Raw genomic sequence first — 18,885 nt, forward strand, 5'->3', positions numbered from 1 at the left:
GGCCGAAAAATGACTGATTACCTGCTGCTGTTTGTCGGAACTGTACTGGTCAACAACTTTGTACTGGTTAAGTTTCTGGGGCTCTGCCCGTTTATGGGCGTTTCCAAAAAACTGGAAACCGCAATGGGTATGGGCCTTGCCACGACGTTTGTCATGACGCTGGCCTCCATTTGCGCATGGTTGATTGATACCTGGATCCTCATTCCGCTCAATCTCATCTATCTGCGCACGCTAGCTTTTATTCTGGTCATCGCCGTCGTCGTGCAATTTACCGAGATGGTGGTCCGTAAAACCAGCCCTGCGCTATACCGCCTGTTGGGGATCTTCTTACCGCTGATCACCACAAACTGTGCGGTGTTGGGGGTAGCGTTGCTGAATATTAACCTCGGCCATAACTTCTTACAGTCGGCGCTATACGGCTTTTCCGCCGCCGTCGGCTTCTCACTGGTAATGGTACTGTTTGCCGCTATTCGCGAACGTCTCGCTGTGGCAGACGTCCCTGCTCCGTTTCGCGGTAATGCGATTGCGCTGATTACCGCCGGTTTAATGTCATTGGCCTTTATGGGCTTTAGTGGTTTGGTGAAGTTGTAATGAATGCTATCTGGATTGCCGTTGCCGCAGTGAGTCTGCTGGGTCTGGCGTTCGGCGCTATTTTGGGTTACGCCTCGCGACGTTTTGCCGTTGAGGATGATCCGGTCGTGGAGAAAATTGATGAAATTCTCCCGCAAAGCCAGTGTGGGCAGTGCGGCTATCCGGGCTGTCATCCCTATGCTGAAGCGATCGGCTCGCAGGGTGAAAAAATCAATCGTTGCGCGCCCGGTGGTGAAGCGGTGATGTTAAAAATCGCTGCCCTGTTGAACGTCGACCCGCAGCCGATTGATGGTGATGAACAAGATGTTACGCCCGTGCGAATGCTGGCAGTCATTGATGAAAATAATTGTATTGGTTGCACAAAGTGCATTCAGGCCTGTCCGGTCGATGCCATTGTGGGTGCGACCCGCGCCATGCACACAGTGATGAGCGATCTCTGCACCGGCTGCAACCTGTGCGTTGACCCATGTCCAACGCAATGTATCGAATTACGCCCGGTGGCTGAGACGCCCGATAGCTGGAAATGGGATTTAAACACTATCCCTGTGCGCATCATTCCTGTGGAACAACATGTTTAAGTTATTCTCTGCATTCAGAAAAAACAAAATCTGGGATTTTGATGGCGGCATTCATCCACCAGAAATGAAGACCCAGTCAAACGGTACGCCGCTGCGGCAGGTTCCGCTGGCGCCGCGCTTCGTTATTCCCCTGAAACAACATATTGGCGCGGAAGGTGAACTGTGTGTCAACGTGGGCGACACCGTCCTGCGTGGCCAGGCGTTAACCATCGGGCGTGGCAAAATGCTGCCGGTACATGCGCCAACGTCAGGCACTATTGTTGCTATTGCGCCGCACTCCACCGCACACCCTTCGGCATTAGCCGAGCTAAGCGTCATCATTGATGCCGATGGCGAAGACCGCTGGATTGAGCGTGATGGCTGGGCCGATTACCGTTCCCGTAGTCGGGAAGAGCTTATTGCACGTATTCATCAGTACGGCGTCGCCGGTCTGGGCGGCGCAGGTTTCCCAACCGGGGTTAAGCTACAGGGCGGCGGCGATAAAATTGAAACGCTGATCATCAACGCCGCAGAATGCGAGCCGTACATTACGGCGGATGACCGCTTGATGCAGGACTGCGCGGCGCAGGTCGTCGAAGGTATCCGCATCCTCGCGCACATTCTTCAGCCGCGTGAGATCCTGCTGGGAATAGAAGATAACAAACCGCAGGCAATTTCCATGCTGCGTGCGGTGCTGGCCGATTCGCACGATATCAGCTTACGCGTGATCCCGACAAAGTACCCGTCAGGCGGCGCCAAACAGTTAACACAAATTCTGACCGGCAAACAGGTCCCCCATGGCGGACGCTCCTCAGATATTGGCGTGCTGATGCAAAACGTCGGGACCGCCTACGCAATCAAACGCGCGGTGATTGACGGCGAACCCATTACCGAGCGTGTTGTGACGCTTACAGGCGAAGCCGTCAGCCGTCCGGGCAACGTCTGGGCGCGATTAGGGACGCCGGTTCGTCATCTGCTCAGCGACGCGGGTTTCTGCCCTTCCGCCGACCAGATGGTGATTATGGGCGGGCCGCTGATGGGGTTTACGCTGCCGTGGCTGGATGTACCGGTGGTGAAGATAACCAACTGCCTTCTGGCCCCCTCTGCCAGTGAAATGGGTGAAACGCCGGAGGAGAAAGGTTGCATTCGCTGTAGCGCCTGCGCCGATGCCTGCCCGGCCGATCTTCTGCCGCAGCAACTCTACTGGTTCAGTAAAGGGCAGCAGCACGATAAAGCCACAACTCACAATATTGCAGACTGTATCGAATGCGGCGCTTGCGCATGGGTATGCCCGAGCAACATTCCGCTGGTGCAGTATTTCCGCCAGGAAAAGGCCGAGATTTATGCTATTAGCCAGGAAGAAAAACGCGCCGCAGAAGCCAAAGCACGTTTTGAAGCCCGACAGGCGCGACTTGAGCGTGAAAAAGCCGCACGTCTTGAACGCCACAAAAGCGCTGCCGTACAGCCTGCGGCTAAAGATCATGATGCCATCGCCGCCGCGCTGGCTCGCGTAAAAGAGAAACAGGCTCAGGCAATGCAACCGGTTGTTATTCAGGCTGGCGAAAAACCTGACAATAGCGCAGTGATTGCCGCTCGCGAGGCGCGTAAAGCACAGGCTCGTGCGGCCCGAGCGGAAAATTCAAACAAAATTGAAGACAGCAGCGCGGGTACCGACCCGCGTAAAGCCGCCGTTGAAGCGGCTATCGCCCGCGCCAAGGCCCGTAAACTTGAGCAACAGCCGGTTACTGAAACCGCTGAACCGGTTGACCCACGTAAAGCGGCAGTCGAAGCGGCTATCGCCCGCGCCAAAGCCCGTAAGCTTGAGCAGCAGTCGGTAACGGAAACAGCAGAACCGGTGGATCCGCGCAAAGCCGCCGTCGAAGCGGCAATCGCCCGCGCCAAAGCCCGTAAGCTTGAGCAGCAGGCGGTGACTGAAACCGCTGAACCGGTGGATCCGCGCAAAGCCGCCGTCGAAGCGGCAATCGCCCGCGCCAAAGCCCGTAAGCTTGAGCAGCAGCCGGTGACTGAAAGCGCTGAACCGGTGGATCCGCGTAAAGCCGCCGTCGCGGCCGCTATCGCACGCGCCCAGGCTAAAAAAGCCGCACAGCAGCAGGTTGTAAACGAGGAATAAATGGTATTCAGAATAGCAAGCTCCCCTTATACCCATAACCAACGTCAGACATCACGCATCATGATGTTGGTGTTACTTGCTGCATTGCCGGGAATCGTCGCGCAGCTGTGGTTCTTTGGCTGGGGGACGTTGTTGCAGATCGTTCTGGCCGCCATTAGCGCTATCGGCGCCGAAGCGGTCGTACTTAAACTGCGGAAACAACCCATTGCGCCGATTTTAAAAGATAACTCCGCGCTCCTTACGGGGTTGCTGCTGGCCGTGAGTATTCCTCCGCTGGCCCCCTGGTGGATGGTGGTATTAGGCACGGTATTTGCCGTTATCATTGCAAAACAGCTGTATGGCGGCCTCGGACAAAACCCTTTCAATCCCGCCATGATTGGCTACGTCGTACTGCTTATCTCATTCCCGGTGCAGATGACAAGCTGGCTGCCGCCACAGGAAATTGCAGCCACGGTACCCGGATTCTTTGACGCTCTGAACGTAATCTTTACCGGACATACCGCTGGCGGCAACGATATGAACGCGCTCCGTATGGGAATCGACGGCATCAGCCAGGCTACCCCCCTTGATACCTTCAAGACTTCTCTGCATGCGGGACGAACGGTTGAACAGGTAATGCAGTACCCGATTTACAGCGGCATGCTCGCGGGCGCCGGATGGCAGTGGGTTAACCTTGCCTGGTTGGCTGGCGGCATTGTGCTGTTATGGCAAAAAGCGATTCGCTGGCATATCCCGGTTAGTTTCCTGCTGTCGCTCGCTGTTTGCGCTACTTTAGGCTGGATTTTCTCGCCAGAGTCGCTGGCACCGCCTCAGTTACATCTACTTTCTGGCGCGACGATGCTCGGCGCTTTCTTTATTCTTACCGATCCCGTTACGGCATCGACCACCAACCGTGGTCGCCTGATTTTTGGCGCGCTTGCGGGTTTGTTAGTGTGGTTAATCCGCAGTTTTGGTGGCTATCCTGATGGCGTGGCCTTTGCCGTGTTGCTGGCAAATATTACGGTTCCCCTGATTGATTATTACACCCGCCCTCGCGTGTACGGACATCGCTAAGGACAACATATGCTGAAAACGATTCGTAAACACGGTATTACTCTGGCGCTATTTGCCGCTGGATCTACGGGGTTAACCGCGGCAATCAATCAATTAACCAAATCCACTATCGATGAACAAGCGGCGTTGCAGCAAAAAGTATTGTTTGATCAGGTTCTGCCTGGCGATCGCTACAATAACGCGTTGTCTGAGAGTTGCTATCTGGTGAATGCGCAGGCGTTAGGTAAAGGGACTCACCGTGTATATATCGCGCGCCAGGACGATCGGCCTGTCGCGGCAATTCTCGAAGCCACAGCCCCAGATGGTTATTCCGGCGCTATTCAGCTATTGGTTGGTGTGGATTTCACAGGTACCGTATTGGGCACACGCGTGACTGAACATCATGAAACACCGGGGCTGGGCGATAAAATCGAACTGCGTCTGTCTGACTGGATCACCCACTTTAGCGGCAAAACGATCGGCGCGGGTAACGATGCCCACTGGGCAGTGAAGAAAGATGGCGGCGACTTCGACCAGTTTACTGGCGCAACCATTACGCCCCGTGCGGTTGTTAATGCGGTGAAACGTGCGGGGCTGTATGCCCAGTCACTGCCTGCACAACTCCCTCAACTTAGCGCCTGTGGAGAATAAACCATGAGCGAAATCAAAGATGTCATTGTCCAGGGGTTATGGAAAAATAACTCCGCGCTTGTGCAGTTACTTGGCATGTGCCCGCTGCTGGCGGTAACTTCTACCGCCACCAATGCGTTAGGCCTGGGACTGGCGACTACGCTCGTCCTGACGCTGACCAACCTGACCATTTCAGCCCTGCGTCGCTGGACGCCCTCTGAAATTCGTATTCCGATTTATGTCATGATCATCGCTTCCGTTGTGAGTGCGGTACAGATGCTGATTAATGCTTACGCTTTTGGTCTGTATCAGTCTCTTGGCATCTTTATCCCACTGATTGTGACTAACTGTATTGTTGTTGGTCGTGCTGAAGCCTTCGCGGCTAAAAAAGGCCCGGCATTATCCGCCCTTGATGGTTTCTCTATCGGTATGGGCGCAACTGGCGCCATGTTTGTTCTGGGTTCGCTACGTGAAATAATTGGTAACGGTACGCTATTTGATGGCGCAGACGGTTTACTTGGCAGTTGGGCTAAGGTACTACGTGTAGAGATCTTCCATACCGACACGCCGTTTCTGCTGGCTATGCTGCCACCGGGCGCGTTCATTGGCCTGGGCCTGATGCTGGCGGTGAAATATCTGATTGATGAGAAAATGAAGAAACGTCGTGCCGAAGCGGCTGTCGCAGACAGTCCGGTTGGTGAAACAGGGAATGTGTAATGAACAAAGCAAAACGGCTGGAAATACTGACACGCCTGCGTGATAACAATCCGCATCCGACAACTGAACTGAATTTTACATCGCCGTTCGAACTGCTGATTTCGGTCTTGCTCTCCGCGCAGGCCACCGATGTCAGCGTCAATAAAGCCACGGCTAAGCTGTACCCTGTCGCCAATACCCCTGCCGCTATGCTGGAGCTCGGCGTAGACGGGGTTAAGTCCTACATCAAGACAATCGGGTTGTTCAACAGTAAAGCGGAGAACGTGATCAAAACCTGCCGCATTCTGCTGGAAAAACATAATGGTGAAGTGCCAGAAGACCGGGCCGCATTAGAAGCCCTGCCCGGTGTTGGGCGAAAAACAGCCAACGTGGTGTTAAATACCGCCTTTGGCTGGCCTACCATTGCGGTAGATACCCATATTTTTCGCGTCTGTAATCGCACGCAATTTGCGCCAGGCAAAAACGTCGAGCAGGTAGAGGAAAAATTACTGAAAGTCGTACCGAGTGAATTTAAAGTCGATTGCCATCACTGGTTAATCCTTCATGGCCGCTACACCTGTATTGCGAGAAAACCGCGCTGCGGTTCTTGCATCATCGAAGATCTCTGCGAATTCAAAGAGAAAGTTGATATCTGATACTAATGGGGCGTTCTCTTTGCCCCTTTGACACATAACGATTAGTTATGCACTCCCTAAACAATTTTTTCCCGTCGATGATGCCATTCAACTGCGCATATCTAACGCATTATTCTTGCGTATAAACACCTGAGCAGGTTAATCGTTTTTTTAGTAATAGAAATTTCTATCTATACGTGATGCAGATCACTCAGACAACACAATGTTAAATATTTTTTATTTTTTAGTTAAAGTGACAATCAGATGACCTTACTGAACAGTTTCTAAACAAAACATTACACTGGCTATTTTTCAGATAATGGCCTATATCACTGGATTCAACCGTAAATAGCAGAACATATCGCCGCATTGCGGTTTTTGGGTTGCTTAAACAGTGTAAAAATCTGCGATTTTTCAAATGAAGAAATTTAACGCTAGATAACATTTCTCTGTACCGATGATTTCACCACCCAGGATATATGTAACAGATTATTACAAACCACTTGTCTGAATGGTCAAGATAGTGAACATTACTTGCCGTTTCCCCTCCCACTATAACAATCGGACGGATGAACTTGATTCATCACGTACCTGAACACCCCCGTTGATATGGGATGTAAAAAAAGAGGTAAAAGTGTCTACTGCAAACAATAAACCAACAGAAAGCGTTAGTTTAAACGCCTTCAAACAACCGAAAGCGTTCTATCTCATTTTCTCGATAGAGCTGTGGGAACGTTTTGGTTATTACGGCCTGCAAGGGATTATGGCCGTCTACCTGGTTAAGCAACTGGGTATGTCAGAAGCGGATTCCATCACCCTTTTCTCGTCCTTTAGCGCACTGGTGTATGGTCTGGTTGCCATCGGCGGCTGGTTAGGCGATAAAGTTCTGGGAACAAAACGTGTCATTATGCTGGGCGCCATTGTTCTGGCCATCGGTTATGCGCTGGTTGCATGGTCCGGGCACGATGCTGGTATTGTTTATATGGGCATGGCGGCCATCGCGGTCGGTAACGGCCTGTTTAAAGCCAACCCATCCTCCCTGCTCTCTACCTGCTATGCAAAAGATGACCCGCGTCTTGATGGTGCATTTACCATGTACTACATGTCCGTCAACATCGGTTCATTCTTCTCTATGCTGGCAACGCCATGGTTAGCTGCGCGTTACGGTTGGAGCACCGCGTTCGCGCTGAGCGTCGTAGGTATGCTGATCACCGTGGTTAACTTCGCATTCTGTCAGCGCTGGGTTAAACAGTACGGTTCTAAACCTGACTTTGAGCCGATCAACTTCCGTAACCTGTTGCTGACCATCGCTGGCGTTGTGGTTCTGATCGCGATTGCGACCTGGCTGCTGCACAACCAGCAAATCGCCCGTATGGTTCTGGGTGTGATTGCCATTGGTATCGTATTTATCTTCGGTAAAGAAGCCTTCACCATGCACGGTGCTGCGCGTCGTAAAATGATCGTCGCCTTCATTCTGATGCTGGAAGCGATTATCTTCTTCGTGCTGTACAGCCAGATGCCGACCTCACTGAACTTCTTCGCGATTCGTAACGTTGAACACTCTATTCTGGGCATTGCTTTTGAACCTGAGCAGTACCAGGCGCTGAACCCGTTCTGGATCATCATTGGTAGCCCAATCCTCGCCGCTATCTATAACAAGATGGGTGATACGCTGCCGATGCCGACCAAGTTCGCGATTGGTATGGTGCTGTGCTCCGGTGCGTTCCTGATCCTGCCGCTGGGTGCGAAATTCGCCACCGATGCGGGCATCGTTTCCGTTAACTGGCTGATCATTTGCTACGGTCTGCAAAGTATCGGTGAGCTGATGATTTCCGGTCTGGGTCTGGCCATGGTGGCGCAGCTGGTTCCGCAACGTCTGATGGGCTTCATCATGGGTAGCTGGTTCCTGACCACTGCCGGTGCAAACATCATCGGCGGTTACGTCGCCAACATGATGGCAGTTCCAGAAAACGTGACTGACCCGCTGATGTCTCTGGAAGTCTACGGTCGTGTGTTCCTGCAGATTGGTGTTGCAACGGCGGTTATCGCTGTTCTGATGCTGCTGACGGCGCCGAAACTGAATCGTATGACTCAGGACGATGACGCTAATGAGAAAGCCTCTAAGGCCGCGACAGCGTAATTCTCAGGGAAACTCATTTTCAGGCCGCTAACTGTTGTTAGCGGCTTTTTTTTTGCCAGAGGTAGCACTACCATACGATAAACCTCAGCCAAAAGGAGTTACCGATGAAACTGTTCTACAAACCGGGCGCTTGTTCTCTCGCTTCCCACATCACACTTCGTGAGAGCGGTAAAGATTTCACGCTGGATGGTGTCGATTTGATGAAGAAACGTCTGGAAAACGGCGATGATTTTTTCGCGGTAAACCCAAAAGGACAAGTTCCCGCGCTGCTGCTGGACGACGGTACATTACTAACCGAAGGCGTCGCCATCATGCAATACCTGGCGGACACAGTGCCAGACCGCCACCTCCTCGCCCCTACCAGCAGCCTATCCCGTTACAAAACCATCGAATGGCTTAATTACATTGCGACAGAACTGCATAAAGGTTTTACCCCACTGTTCCGTCCTGATACACCGGAAGACTTCAAGCCAACCGTTCGCGCGCAGCTGGAGAAAAAAATGCAGTACGTGAATGAATCGCTGAAAGATGAGCAATGGATCTGCGGCCCACGCTTTAGCATTGCAGACGCTTATCTGTTCACCGTGCTGCGTTGGGCTTATGCGGTTAAGCTGAATATGGCAGGATTAAGCCATATCGAGGCGTATATGGCGCGTATGGCTGAACGCCCGGCGGTTGCCGCAGCGTTGAAGGCTGAAGGGTTGAATTAATTGGTGTTGCCGGGTAGCGCTTGCGGTTACCCGGCCTGTATACCCGATAAGCGTGAGCGCCATCGGGCATTGATTACAACTGCGTCGCGCTAAAGTAGTGTTCAGGCTTCGCGATACGATCCTGAGCGGCCACCACCTGCAACTCATACTCATGCATTTCTTTGGTGGCGATCATCACTTCATATACTGCCGCAGTCACATGCTCAAGCGCCTGCTGTAAAGACGCGCCCTGGAGCAGTTTCACCAGCAGCAAGCCGCTGGTAACGTCACCCACGCCAACCGGCTGACGCGCGCCAAAATCGACTAATGGGCGGCTGATATGCCACGCCTGTTGCGCAGTGACCAGCAGCATCTCGAAACGATCGGTGCTAATACCCGCGCGGGCCAGATGCTTCACCAGCACAATTTCTGGCCCCTGGGCGATCAGCTCACGGGCAGCCATCACCGCTTCAGTCACATTGTGAACCGCATGTTCGCACAGAATTTCGAGCTCAACCAGGTTCGGGGCAATAATGTCGCTGGCGGGAAGCGCATGACGCACATGAAATTCCGCCACGCCCGGCGCGACGATACACCCTTTCTCCGGATGCCCCATCACGGGGTCACAAAAGTATTTTGCCCGCGGATTGGCCGCTTTCACTTGGCGCACAATACCCAGAATATGCTCACCCTGCTCTGCCGAGCCAAGATAGCCGCTCAGTACTGCATCACAGGTCTGGAGTTTATCGATATCGGCAATACCCTGCACGATTTCAGTCAGATGTGTCGGCGGCATAACGCAACCGGTCCATTTGCCGTACTGCGTGTGGTTAGAAAACTGCACGGTATTCAGCGGCCAGACATTTGCGCCAAGACGACGCATCGGAAATTCTGCCGCGCTGTTTCCCGCATGACCAAAAACAACGTGGGACTGGATGGCGAGGATATTTTTCATTTTACTTATCACAACCCTGAAAAAATAAAGGGGCGTAGTTTCCCACGCCCCTGCTAACTAAATCTTACTTCCAGCAAATCAGACAATAGTTCTTCTTGCCACGACGCAGTAACGTGTAGCGCCCGAAGAGGATATCGCTCTCCTGGAAGAAATATTCTGGATCGGATTGCTTCTCACCGTTGATGGTCACCGCGTTAGACGCAATGGTCTTACGCGCCTGGCCGCGAGACGGTTGCAGTTCGGAATCCACCAGCGCCTGCATCAGATCCGCACCTTTCTCCATCTCAATCATCGGCACGCCATCCTGCGCCAGCTGTTCGAAATCCGCTTCGCTCAAATCGCTCAGGTTGCCGTTGAACAAGCTTTCAGTAATGCGTTTTGCTGCAACCAGACCTTCTTCACCGTGAACCAGACGCGTGACCTGCTCAGCCAGAACATACTGGGCGCGCGGGGCTTTACCACTGTTCTTATCTTCTTCTTCCAGCGCATTGATCTCTTCAATGTCCATGAACGTGAAGAATTTCAGGAAGCGATAAACGTCCGCATCGGCGGTGTTGATCCAGAACTGGTAGAATTTGTACGGACTGGTTTTCTTCGGATCCAGCCACACTGCGCCGCCTTCAGTTTTACCGAATTTGGTGCCATCCGCTTTGGTGATCAGCGGAACGGTCAAACCAAATACCTGATTCTGGTGCAGACGACGGGTCAAATCGATACCGGAGGTAATGTTACCCCACTGGTCAGAACCACCAATCTGCAGCGCCACGCCGTGCAGTTTATTCAGGCAGGCAAAGTCATAGCCCTGCAGCAGATTGTAAGAAAACTCGGTAAAGGAGATCCCCTGATCGTCACGGTTCAGACGTTGCTTTACCGCTTCTTTGTTGATCATCTGGTTAACAGAGAAGTGTTTGCCGATATCACGCAGGAAAGTCAGCACATTCATACCGCCAAACCAGTCGTAGTTGTTCGCAGCAATCGCCGAGTTGTCGCCACAGTCGAAATCGAGGAACGGTGCAACCTGCTTGCGGATTTTATCCACCCACTCCTGCACGGTGTCTTCGGTATTCAGTTTACGCTCGGCAGCTTTAAAGCTCGGGTCACCAATCAGACCGGTCGCGCCACCTACCAGTGCAACAGGCTTATGGCCTGCCTGCTGGAAGCGTTTCAGGCATAACAATGGAACCAGATGCCCCAAATGCAAGCTGTCAGCGGTAGGATCGAAGCCGCAATAGAGCGCGATCGGGCCTTGCGCCAGTCGCTCTGCTAACGCTTCCTCGTCCGTCACCTGGGCCACCAGCCCCCGCTCTTGCAATTGTTTAATCAAGTTACTGCTTGCCATCAAAATCTCCATGTATAAAACGACTGCACCTTTGCCGGTACACGACTTTTCGCCTGATGCGAAAGAAACATAGAATAAAGCGCCGGATTGATCAGCACCAGCGCTTAAAACAAGAATTTTGCATCTTTAGGGGGCCAGACGATCAATTTTCCACGCGTTATCTTCACGTTGGTATAAAAAACGATCGTGCAGACGATTTTCGCCGCCCTGCCAAAACTCCATTTGTTCAATACTCACGCGAAAGCCGCCCCAGAAACTGGGTAACGGAACTTCCCCTTGCTGAAACTTCTGCTTCAGCTCAAGGAATTTGCTTTCAAGAATGCCGCGAGCGGAGATCCGGCTGGACTGTTTAGATACCCAAGCGCCAATCTGGCTGTCGCGTGGGCGACTGTGGAAGTATTTCACGACTTCGAGCGTGGATAAACGCTCAGCCTTGCCGATCACCATCACCTGCCGTTCTAGGGTATGCCATGGGAACAACAGGCTGATACGGGGATTTTTCTCGATTTGGTGCGCCTTGCGGCTACCGAGGTTGGTATAGAAAACCAGCCCTTTGTCATCATAATGTTTGAGCAACACGATGCGCTGATACGGCTGACCATTTTCATCGACGGTCGCAACAACCATAGCAGTAGGGTCTGCCAGTTTGGCATCGCAAGCTTGCCCCAGCCAACGCTCAAACAGCGCAAGGGGTTCGGCGGGAAGATCGTGGCGGCGAAGACCGCCTTTCGTGTATTCACGGCGCAGATGCGCGATTTGCTGCAATTCGTCGTTGTCAGACATGATGTTAGGCTACGGATTGTCAGTGGGTGACGCTATTGTGCGCCGCCCAGGTGAAAATCTCAACGCTTCGGGTTCTGTAACTGACAGTTATTTAGCACAATTCTGTCTCGTTTATAGACCGTTGCCTCGTCGCCTTTAGACCAGAAGACGTAGATACCATCCGTATAGCGCGCCCCCGATGCCGAGATGCCCTGTTTGAGGTTCAATAGCTGATTATCATAAACAAAGTTCACTTCCTGGCGCGTATTGTTCAGCTTCACGGTAAGCGGTTTTTCGTCACAACGGTATTCGAGCGTGTCGGTTTGCATACGTTCAACAAATTGGTTGTACACGCTGCACCCGCTAAGCAGTACCGGCAGACATACTAACAACAGTTTTTTCATAGCCCTATCCTGAAGACTTTCCTGGTCCCGGAGGGTAATGGCACCCTCCCTAATATCCCTAGTTTACCGGCATACCGCGCTGAATAATTTCAGTTAACTCTGAGTTCGTGGATTGGCAGGATAAATCGCCCCTAACACGCTCGGCTCTGACGCGCCGGTCACAGAAGGTAAATTTCCCGGTAATCCGGCCAACGTTCGCCACGCCAGCCAGGCAAAGGCTAACGCTTCCATATCGTCGCCGCTAATCCCGGCGTCATCGGTAGAAGTGACTTCGGTACCTGGTAATAATGCTGCCAGACGCATCATCAGCAGAGGATTACGACTTCCGCCGCCACATACCATGAGTCGATCACAGCCGCCGCTTAACAAGACCTGCTCTGAAATGGTGACTGCCGTCAGTTCGGCAAGCGTCGCCTGTACATCTCGTGGGCTGATTCCCGGGAACTGCGCCAGATGACGCTCTATCCAGCCGTAATTAAAATACTCACGTCCTGTGCTTTTAGGGGCAGGCGCGGAAAAATAAGGGTCGTTAAGCATGTTTTGCAGTAACGGCAGGACCACCGTTCCTGAAATGGCCCACTGCGCATCTTTGTCGTAGGGTTGACCGCATTGCCGCCAGACCCAAGCATCCATCAGCATATTGCCCGGTCCGGTGTCGTATCCGCGAACGGGTTGTTGCGGAATAAGCAACGACAAATTGGCAATTCCGCCGATGTTCAGTACCATCCGCCGCTCTGTGGGATGGGCCAATAGCGCCTGATGAAACGCAGGAACTAACGGCGCGCCCTGCCCACCGAGCGCGATATCACGCCGACGAAAATCGCCGACGACGGTTATTCCGGTACGCGCGACAATCTGATTGTTATCCCCAATTTGTAGCGTGTGCGGCGCAGCGCCGTTCGGTTCATGCCACACGGTTTGTCCGTGGCAACCAATCGCTACGATATCCTGCGGTTTCAATTTTTCCTTCGCCAGCAGCGCATTTACCGCCTCGGCAAAAAGATAACCCAGTTGCGCGTCCAGTTGACCAAACTGAGAAAGCGTAAGCTGCTGCCCCTGGCAGATATCAAGAATCGCCTGTTTTACATGAATGGGGATAGGCCAGGTCAGACTCGCCTGCTGTGCAACCATCGTTTCATCTATTGTCGCCAGCACAACATCGACGCCATCAAGGCTGGTTCCAGACATAACACCGATAAAACGGCCCGATTTCATACGTCATCCTTTTAAGCAAATTAGCCTTGACACTCAACCATAAAGTGCAGACTAATGCCATGCTTCCTGAATGATTTTTGAGAGGAAATCATGTCAATGGTCGCTTAATTACATCAATTATATGAATGATTCGTTTATACTCGGTTGATCCGATTTCGGTTAAGATTTTCATATTGTGCCAGTGGCACATGTGACCTCAGGCTCACAAATGCCATATAATTTAACCATGATGGGGCTTTATTAGCGTTTCGTGGTGACAAAGGAGATTTGTAAATGATTAAACGTGTGCTGATTGTTTCATTAATGGGCGTATCTTTAGCGGGCTGCGTGAACAATGATAGCCTTTCCGGCGACGTATATACCGCATCCGAAGCGAAACAAGTTCAGAACGTTACCTACGGTACGATTGTTCATGTTCGTCCGGTGCAAATCCAGGGTGGCGATGACGCTAACGTAATTGGCGCTATCGGTGGTGCGGTGCTCGGCGGGTTCCTGGGTAACACCGTCGGCGGCGGTACGGGTCGTTCATTAGCGACGGCTGCTGGCGCAGTTGCCGGTGGCGTCGCGGGTCAGGGCGTACAAGGCGCGATGAATAAAACCCAAGGTGTCGAACTGGAAATCCGTAAGGATGATGGTAATACCATTATGGTGGTTCAGAAGCAGGGCGCGACCAAATTCTCTGCTGGTCAGCGCGTTGTTATGGCGAACAACGGCAGCCAGGTTACCGTGTCTCCACGTTAATCGAATTTACGTGTGGTCAGGCACTGGCCACACGTCATCTCTCGTCTCAGCCCTGCGACTGCAGTTCAATAATATTGTGTTCCAGTCTGGCGACCAGTTTAATCAGCAGATCAATTTCCTCAGCTGAAATCCCTTCCAGAATCTCTCCACGTGTCTTGTTGATAACCGCTTCCATATCTGCGATCAGTGGTTCGGCTTTCTCAGTCAGTTTAATTCTCTTTGCCCGACGATCGCTGGCGCAAGTCTGTCGTGAAATGAGTCCCTTTTCTTCCAACTGGTCGAGCGTACGTACCAGCGAAGGCTGTTCGATGCCAATCGCTTTAGCCAGCTGGATCTGCGATTGATCCGGCGGCAACTGATGAATGTTGTGCAGCGTAACCCAATGCGTCTGCGTCAACTCCAGAGGTTTCAGGCGATGGTCAATCAGAGCACGCCAAATGCGCACCAACCGTGCCAGATCAGAACCTAATGGCGATTCCAATTTCATCTCCTTATAATTAGCTTGCTAAGTTATTGTGCTGATTTTAGAATAGTGTGCAGCATTTGTATTCTCAAAACAAATGTATTGCCAAATTTGCTTACCGGTTGACATTTTTTCAGACATTATGTGTTACAGAGACTCATCGTCTCTTTTTTGCTAAACCTATAGCAATGCTCTCTTCCGTCAAGGATTTTGCCCGTGAAGTTTATGTTTAATGCAACAGGATTGCCCCTACAAGATTTAATGATCGGTGCATCTGTCTACTTCCCTCCCATTTTCAAGGCGTTTGTCGCAGGGTTTATTCTCTGGTTGGTTGTTCATCGCCTGCTGCGCGACTGGATTTATTCCGGTGAGATCTGGCATCCCCTGTTGATGGATCTGTCTCTCTTTACGCTTAGCGTAGGTCTGGCCTTTGTTATGCTGATTGTGTGGTGATTATGTCGCTCAAAACCATTAAATACTTCTCAACCATTATAGTCGCTGCAATCGCAGTTTTTGCCGGATGGTGGATGTGGAATTACTATATGCAGTCGCCCTGGACACGTGATGGCAAAGTGCGTGCAGAGCAGGTCAGCATCACACCGCAGGTTTCGGGCAGCATTAATGAACTCAATATAAAAGATAACCAATTCGTGAATAAAGGGGATGTCCTGTTTACTATCGACAAGACGCCGTTTCACATTGCTGAACTGAATGCGCAAGCACAGCTGGCGAAAGCGCAATCCGATCTGGCAAAAGCGAATAATGAAGCCAATCGTCGTCGTCATTTATCGCAAAATTATATCTCAGCCGAAGATCTGGATACCGCCAATCTCAACGTAAAAGCGATGCAGGCAAGCGTTGAAGCAGCCGAGGCCAGTTTGCGCCAGGCGCAATGGCAATTGTCGCAAACGGTCGTCAAAGCGCCCGTAGCGGGCTGGGTCACTAACCTTTCAACCCGCACCGGCGACTACGCCTCAACCGGTAAGCCGCTGTTTGCTCTTGTCGACAGCCACTCTTTTTATGTGATGGGGTATTTTGAAGAAACTAAGTTGCGTCACATACGCGAAGGCGCACCGGCGTTAATTACGCTCTACAGCGGCAACATTAAGTTACAGGGTCACGTCTCCAGCATTGGTCGCGCGATTTATGACCAGAGTGTAGAAAGCGATTCCGGTCTGATTCCCGACATCAAGCCAAACGTGCCGTGGGTACGTCTGGCGCAGCGTGTCCCTGTGCGCATTGAATTTGACGCTTTGCCGCAGGATGTCACACTGGTCTCTGGTACCACCTGTAGCGTCTCTATCGGCCAGCGTAAATGAAAATGCCCCACCTTACGCCAGGCAATTGGCCATGGTTTAAAGCCACGCCGGCACAGTGGCGTTATGCGCTGCGTAACACCATTGCGATGTGTCTGGCGTTAACCTTCGCCTATTATCTGAATCTGGACGAACCCTATTGGGCGATGACCTCGGCGGCAGTGGTGAGTTTCCCTACAGTCGGCGGGGTCATCAGCAAAAGCCTGGGTCGTGTTGCCGGTAGTTTACTTGGCGCGACAGCCGCGCTGATTATTGCCGGCCATACCCTCAATGAACCGTGGCTTTTTCTGCTGAGCATGTCAGTCTGGATCGGCTTTTGTACCTGGGCCTGCGCGCATTTTACTAATAACGTCGCCTACGCCTTTCAACTGGCGGGTTACACGGCGGCGATCATTGCGTTTCCGATGGTCAATACCGTCGAGATCACGCAGTTATGGGATATCGCGCAGGCCCGCGTATGCGAGGTCATTGTGGGTATCTTGTGTGGGGGTATGATGATGATGATCCTACCCAGCACCTCCGATGGCACCACGTTGCTTACAGCACTGAAAAACATGCATACGCGTTTGCTCGAGCATGCCAGTTTGCTCTGGCAACCGGAGACAACGGATGCCATCCGCACGGCACATGAAGGTGTTATCGGCCAGATTCTGACCATGAACCTGTTGCGTATACAGGCGTTCTGGAGTCACTACCGCTTTCGCCGCCAAAATGCCTTACTCAATTCGCTGTTGCATCAGCAGCTACGTATGACCAGCGTGATTTCCAGCCTGCGCAGAATGCTGCTGAACTGGCCTAATCCTGCCGCTAATACCCGCGATATCATTGAGCAATTACTTGGCGCGCTGGTCAAATCCAATACCGACAGCTATACCGTCGCGCGTATTATCGCCCCACTGCGGCCCGTCGATGCCCGCGATTATCGACACGTCGCCTTCTGGCAACGGCTGCGCTATTTTTGCCGCCTCTACTTACGTAGCAGCCATTACCTGCATTTGCTGGAAAATGGCGTTACCGCCGAACGTATCAATGTTGCTCGTACGCCAGGGCTTGCCCGCCATACCGATAATGCGGAAGCTATCTGGAGCGGGTTACGCACGTTCTGCACTTTGATGCTTATCGGCGCATGGAGCATTGGCGCACAATGGGAATCAGGATCTGGCGCACTCACGCTCGCGGCCATCAGCAGCGTGTTGTATTCCGCCGTTGCCACGCCCTTCAAATCACTTTCCTTGTTAATGCGCACGTTAGTTCTGCTGTCGCTGTTTAGCTTTGTGGTCAAGTTTGGTTTGATGGTACAAATTACCGATCTCTGGCAGTTCATCCTGTTTCTCTTCCCGCTCCTCGCCACCATGCAGCTGTTAAAACTACAAATGCCTGCGCTGGCGGGGCTTTGGGGACAGCTTATCGTGTTTATGGGATCGTTCATCGCGGTAACGAATCCCCCGGTATACGACTTTGCTGATTTTCTGAATGACAATTTGGCGAAAATCACCGGCGTGGCATTGTCATGGCTGGCATTCGCTATTCTACGCCCCGGATCGGATGCGCGGAAAAGCCGCCGTCATATACGCGCCCTGCGTCGGGATTTTGTCGATCAGCTCAGCCGACATCCTGCACTCAGTGAGAATGAATTTGAGTCGTTGACCTATCATCACGTCAGCCAGCTGAGTAACAGTCAGGATGCGCTGGCGAGGCGTTGGTTATTACGTTGGGGGGTTGTCTTGCTGAACTGCTCGCATGTGGTGTGGCAACTGCGTACCTGGGAGGCACGCTCAGATCCGCTGGCTCGCGTCAGGGATGTGTGTATCTCGTTGCTACGCGACGTGATGAGTGAGCGCGGCGTCCAACAACGACCGTTGAATGCCACGCTAAGCGAGCTACAGCGTATCTGCGATACGCTCGCCCACCATCATCAACCTGCAGCACAAGAGCTGTCGGCCCTCGTCTGGCGGCTGCACTGCTCGCTGTCACAGCTTGAACAGGCGCCACCACCGGGTACGCTAAGCAGCTGACTATTTGATAACGCCGCAGGCGTAGCGCGCTCCGCCACCGCCAAGCGGTTTCGGTTGATCGGACATATTATCGCCGCCCACGTGAATCATCAGCGCCTTACCTTTTACCTCATCCAGGGATTTAAGCCGCGGCGCAACGACCGGTGTTGTGGCGTTACCGTCGTTATTCACCACCAGCAGCGGCAGGTCACCCATGTGACCTGCACCTTCCGGGCCTTCATGTTTACCCGTTTGGTGAGGATCGTAATGCCCTCCCGCTGATTCCGCCGCTGAAGCCTTCCCGTCTTTAATCGCCGGTTGGCAACTGCCGTTGGCATGCACATGGAAACCATGTTCACCCGGCGGCAACGCTTTCAAATCGGGGGTAAATTCCAGCCCTTTCCCGGTTTCAGTAATTGAGACAGTACCAATCGCCTGTCCGACGCCTTGCGACGTCACCAGATTCATCGTTACTTTTTCTTCTTCACTGGCAGCCTGCGCACCTGCACAGGCCAGTAAGGTAATAATGGCTAAACTCAAACGCTTCATAAGACCTCCGTCTAAAAGGTGTCTGATTGATAAGTGTAAACCAGTG

At 52.4% G+C, this 18,885-nt stretch carries 19 protein-coding genes and 1 pseudogene; 13 read left to right on the forward strand and 7 right to left on the reverse strand.

Going from position 1 to position 18,885, the window contains the following annotated elements; genetic code table 11:
* Positions 1-9: 9 nt before the first annotated feature.
* The 9 genes from rsxA (at position 10) to gstA (ending at position 9,122) form a co-directional block, all read left to right on the forward strand.
* Positions 10-591, forward strand: coding sequence for an electron transport complex subunit RsxA (rsxA, locus tag FDW96_RS08880; RefSeq protein ID WP_003029144.1), 582 nt, complete (start codon positions 10-12; stop codon positions 589-591).
* Positions 591-1,169, forward strand: coding sequence for an electron transport complex subunit RsxB (rsxB, locus tag FDW96_RS08885; protein ID WP_032943340.1), 579 nt, complete (start codon positions 591-593; stop codon positions 1,167-1,169). Before rsxA ends, rsxB begins: the two co-directional genes overlap by 1 nt.
* The gene (rsxC, locus tag FDW96_RS08890; protein WP_137349810.1) at positions 1,162-3,279 is read left to right on the forward strand and encodes an electron transport complex subunit RsxC; all 2,118 of its coding nucleotides are present in this window, start codon (positions 1,162-1,164) and stop codon (positions 3,277-3,279) included. The genes rsxB and rsxC overlap by 8 nt, the downstream gene beginning before the upstream one ends.
* Complete coding sequence (gene rsxD, locus FDW96_RS08895) at positions 3,280-4,332, forward strand: electron transport complex subunit RsxD (protein ID WP_137365557.1); 1,053 nt, start codon at positions 3,280-3,282, stop codon at positions 4,330-4,332.
* A gap of 9 nt (positions 4,333-4,341) precedes the next feature.
* Positions 4,342-4,962 carry an electron transport complex subunit RsxG gene (gene rsxG, locus FDW96_RS08900; protein WP_061381400.1) on the forward strand — a complete coding sequence of 207 codons (621 nt, stop codon included), beginning with the start codon at positions 4,342-4,344 and terminating at the stop codon, positions 4,960-4,962.
* 3 nt (positions 4,963-4,965) lie between these two features.
* A complete protein-coding gene (locus FDW96_RS08905) occupies positions 4,966-5,658 on the forward strand; it encodes an electron transport complex subunit E (protein ID WP_038640410.1) in 693 nt (230 codons plus the stop codon).
* The gene (gene nth, locus FDW96_RS08910; protein ID WP_038640407.1) at positions 5,658-6,293 is read left to right on the forward strand and encodes an endonuclease III; all 636 of its coding nucleotides are present in this window, start codon (positions 5,658-5,660) and stop codon (positions 6,291-6,293) included. Before FDW96_RS08905 ends, nth begins: the two co-directional genes overlap by 1 nt.
* 613 nt (positions 6,294-6,906) lie before the next feature.
* The gene (gene dtpA / locus FDW96_RS08915; RefSeq protein WP_079224335.1) at positions 6,907-8,412 is read left to right on the forward strand and encodes a dipeptide/tripeptide permease DtpA; all 1,506 of its coding nucleotides are present in this window, start codon (positions 6,907-6,909) and stop codon (positions 8,410-8,412) included.
* Positions 8,413-8,516: 104 nt separating this feature from the next.
* Positions 8,517-9,122 carry a glutathione transferase GstA gene (gene gstA / locus FDW96_RS08920; RefSeq protein WP_042308627.1) on the forward strand — a complete coding sequence of 202 codons (606 nt, stop codon included), beginning with the start codon at positions 8,517-8,519 and terminating at the stop codon, positions 9,120-9,122.
* A 73-nt stretch (positions 9,123-9,195) separates the two neighbouring features.
* Here gstA and pdxY read toward each other — a convergent pair whose 3' ends face one another.
* The 5 genes from pdxY to anmK form a co-directional block, all read right to left on the reverse strand.
* Positions 9,196-10,056, reverse strand: a complete 861-nt coding sequence (gene pdxY / locus FDW96_RS08925; protein WP_061381401.1) for a pyridoxal kinase PdxY — start codon at positions 10,054-10,056, stop codon at positions 9,196-9,198.
* A gap of 64 nt (positions 10,057-10,120) precedes the next feature.
* Positions 10,121-11,395: a tyrosine--tRNA ligase gene (gene tyrS / locus FDW96_RS08930; RefSeq protein ID WP_032939770.1), complete on the reverse strand. Its 1,275-nt coding sequence runs from the start codon at positions 11,393-11,395 to the stop codon at positions 10,121-10,123.
* A 126-nt stretch (positions 11,396-11,521) separates the two neighbouring features.
* Positions 11,522-12,178 carry a pyridoxamine 5'-phosphate oxidase gene (gene pdxH, locus FDW96_RS08935; RefSeq protein WP_038640396.1) on the reverse strand — a complete coding sequence of 219 codons (657 nt, stop codon included), beginning with the start codon at positions 12,176-12,178 and terminating at the stop codon, positions 11,522-11,524.
* A 59-nt stretch (positions 12,179-12,237) separates the two neighbouring features.
* A complete protein-coding gene (gene mliC, locus FDW96_RS08940) occupies positions 12,238-12,561 on the reverse strand; it encodes a C-type lysozyme inhibitor (protein ID WP_042308632.1) in 324 nt (107 codons plus the stop codon).
* 93 nt (positions 12,562-12,654) lie between these two features.
* Positions 12,655-13,776 carry an anhydro-N-acetylmuramic acid kinase gene (gene anmK / locus FDW96_RS08945; RefSeq protein ID WP_042308634.1) on the reverse strand — a complete coding sequence of 374 codons (1,122 nt, stop codon included), beginning with the start codon at positions 13,774-13,776 and terminating at the stop codon, positions 12,655-12,657.
* Between the two features lie 273 nt (positions 13,777-14,049).
* On the opposite strand from anmK, the gene slyB reads away from it, so the two are divergent.
* Positions 14,050-14,517 carry an outer membrane lipoprotein SlyB gene (gene slyB, locus FDW96_RS08950; RefSeq protein ID WP_003029175.1) on the forward strand — a complete coding sequence of 156 codons (468 nt, stop codon included), beginning with the start codon at positions 14,050-14,052 and terminating at the stop codon, positions 14,515-14,517.
* Positions 14,518-14,563: 46 nt separating this feature from the next.
* Here the strand turns inward: slyB and slyA are convergent, their stop codons facing one another.
* A complete protein-coding gene (gene slyA / locus FDW96_RS08955) occupies positions 14,564-15,004 on the reverse strand; it encodes a transcriptional regulator SlyA (protein ID WP_019076732.1) in 441 nt (146 codons plus the stop codon).
* A 192-nt stretch (positions 15,005-15,196) separates the two neighbouring features.
* Between slyA and FDW96_RS08960 the strand changes: the two genes are divergently transcribed.
* From FDW96_RS08960 to FDW96_RS08970, 3 genes and pseudogenes are all read left to right on the forward strand, one after another.
* On the forward strand, positions 15,197-15,433 hold the full coding sequence (locus tag FDW96_RS08960; RefSeq protein WP_038640388.1) for a DUF1656 domain-containing protein: 237 nt from the start codon (positions 15,197-15,199) through the stop codon (positions 15,431-15,433).
* Between the two features lie 2 nt (positions 15,434-15,435).
* Positions 15,436-16,299 (forward strand): HlyD family secretion protein, encoded by an 864-nt coding sequence (locus tag FDW96_RS08965; protein WP_061381402.1) that lies wholly within the window; start codon positions 15,436-15,438, stop codon positions 16,297-16,299.
* Positions 16,296-18,336 (forward strand): annotated as a pseudogene (locus tag FDW96_RS08970) (FUSC family protein). The gene FDW96_RS08965 and the pseudogene FDW96_RS08970 overlap by 4 nt, the downstream one beginning before the upstream one ends.
* On the opposite strand, the gene sodC reads toward FDW96_RS08970, so the two are convergent.
* Positions 18,312-18,839: a superoxide dismutase [Cu-Zn] SodC gene (gene sodC, locus FDW96_RS08975; protein WP_061381403.1), complete on the reverse strand. Its 528-nt coding sequence runs from the start codon at positions 18,837-18,839 to the stop codon at positions 18,312-18,314. The pseudogene FDW96_RS08970 and the gene sodC sit on opposite strands and share 25 nt — an antisense overlap.
* Positions 18,840-18,885 lie beyond the last annotated feature (46 nt).

This window comes from Citrobacter sp. TBCS-15 (assembly GCF_005280815.1).
GTDB lineage: Bacteria > Pseudomonadota > Gammaproteobacteria > Enterobacterales > Enterobacteriaceae > Citrobacter > Citrobacter werkmanii.

Bases quoted from the DNA above. Each gene is read 5' to 3' on its own strand.
- rsxA (WP_003029144.1), top strand. From the start codon at position 10: ATGACTGATTACCTGCTGCTGTTTGTCGGAACTGTACTGGTCAACAAC.
- rsxB (WP_032943340.1), top strand. From the start codon at position 591: ATGAATGCTATCTGGATTGCCGTTGCCGCAGTGAGTCTGCTGGGTCTG.
- rsxC (WP_137349810.1), top strand. From the start codon at position 1,162: ATGTTTAAGTTATTCTCTGCATTCAGAAAAAACAAAATCTGGGATTTT.
- rsxD (WP_137365557.1), top strand. From the start codon at position 3,280: ATGGTATTCAGAATAGCAAGCTCCCCTTATACCCATAACCAACGTCAG.
- rsxG (WP_061381400.1), top strand. From the start codon at position 4,342: ATGCTGAAAACGATTCGTAAACACGGTATTACTCTGGCGCTATTTGCC.
- FDW96_RS08905 (WP_038640410.1), top strand. From the start codon at position 4,966: ATGAGCGAAATCAAAGATGTCATTGTCCAGGGGTTATGGAAAAATAAC.
- nth (WP_038640407.1), top strand. From the start codon at position 5,658: ATGAACAAAGCAAAACGGCTGGAAATACTGACACGCCTGCGTGATAAC.
- gstA (WP_042308627.1), top strand. From the start codon at position 8,517: ATGAAACTGTTCTACAAACCGGGCGCTTGTTCTCTCGCTTCCCACATC.
- pdxY (WP_061381401.1), bottom strand. From the start codon at position 10,056: ATGAAAAATATCCTCGCCATCCAGTCCCACGTTGTTTTTGGTCATGCG.
- tyrS (WP_032939770.1), bottom strand. From the start codon at position 11,395: ATGGCAAGCAGTAACTTGATTAAACAATTGCAAGAGCGGGGGCTGGTG.
- pdxH (WP_038640396.1), bottom strand. From the start codon at position 12,178: ATGTCTGACAACGACGAATTGCAGCAAATCGCGCATCTGCGCCGTGAA.
- mliC (WP_042308632.1), bottom strand. From the start codon at position 12,561: ATGAAAAAACTGTTGTTAGTATGTCTGCCGGTACTGCTTAGCGGGTGC.
- anmK (WP_042308634.1), bottom strand. From the start codon at position 13,776: ATGAAATCGGGCCGTTTTATCGGTGTTATGTCTGGAACCAGCCTTGAT.
- slyB (WP_003029175.1), top strand. From the start codon at position 14,050: ATGATTAAACGTGTGCTGATTGTTTCATTAATGGGCGTATCTTTAGCG.
- slyA (WP_019076732.1), bottom strand. From the start codon at position 15,004: ATGAAATTGGAATCGCCATTAGGTTCTGATCTGGCACGGTTGGTGCGC.
- FDW96_RS08965 (WP_061381402.1), top strand. From the start codon at position 15,436: ATGTCGCTCAAAACCATTAAATACTTCTCAACCATTATAGTCGCTGCA.
- sodC (WP_061381403.1), bottom strand. From the start codon at position 18,839: ATGAAGCGTTTGAGTTTAGCCATTATTACCTTACTGGCCTGTGCAGGT.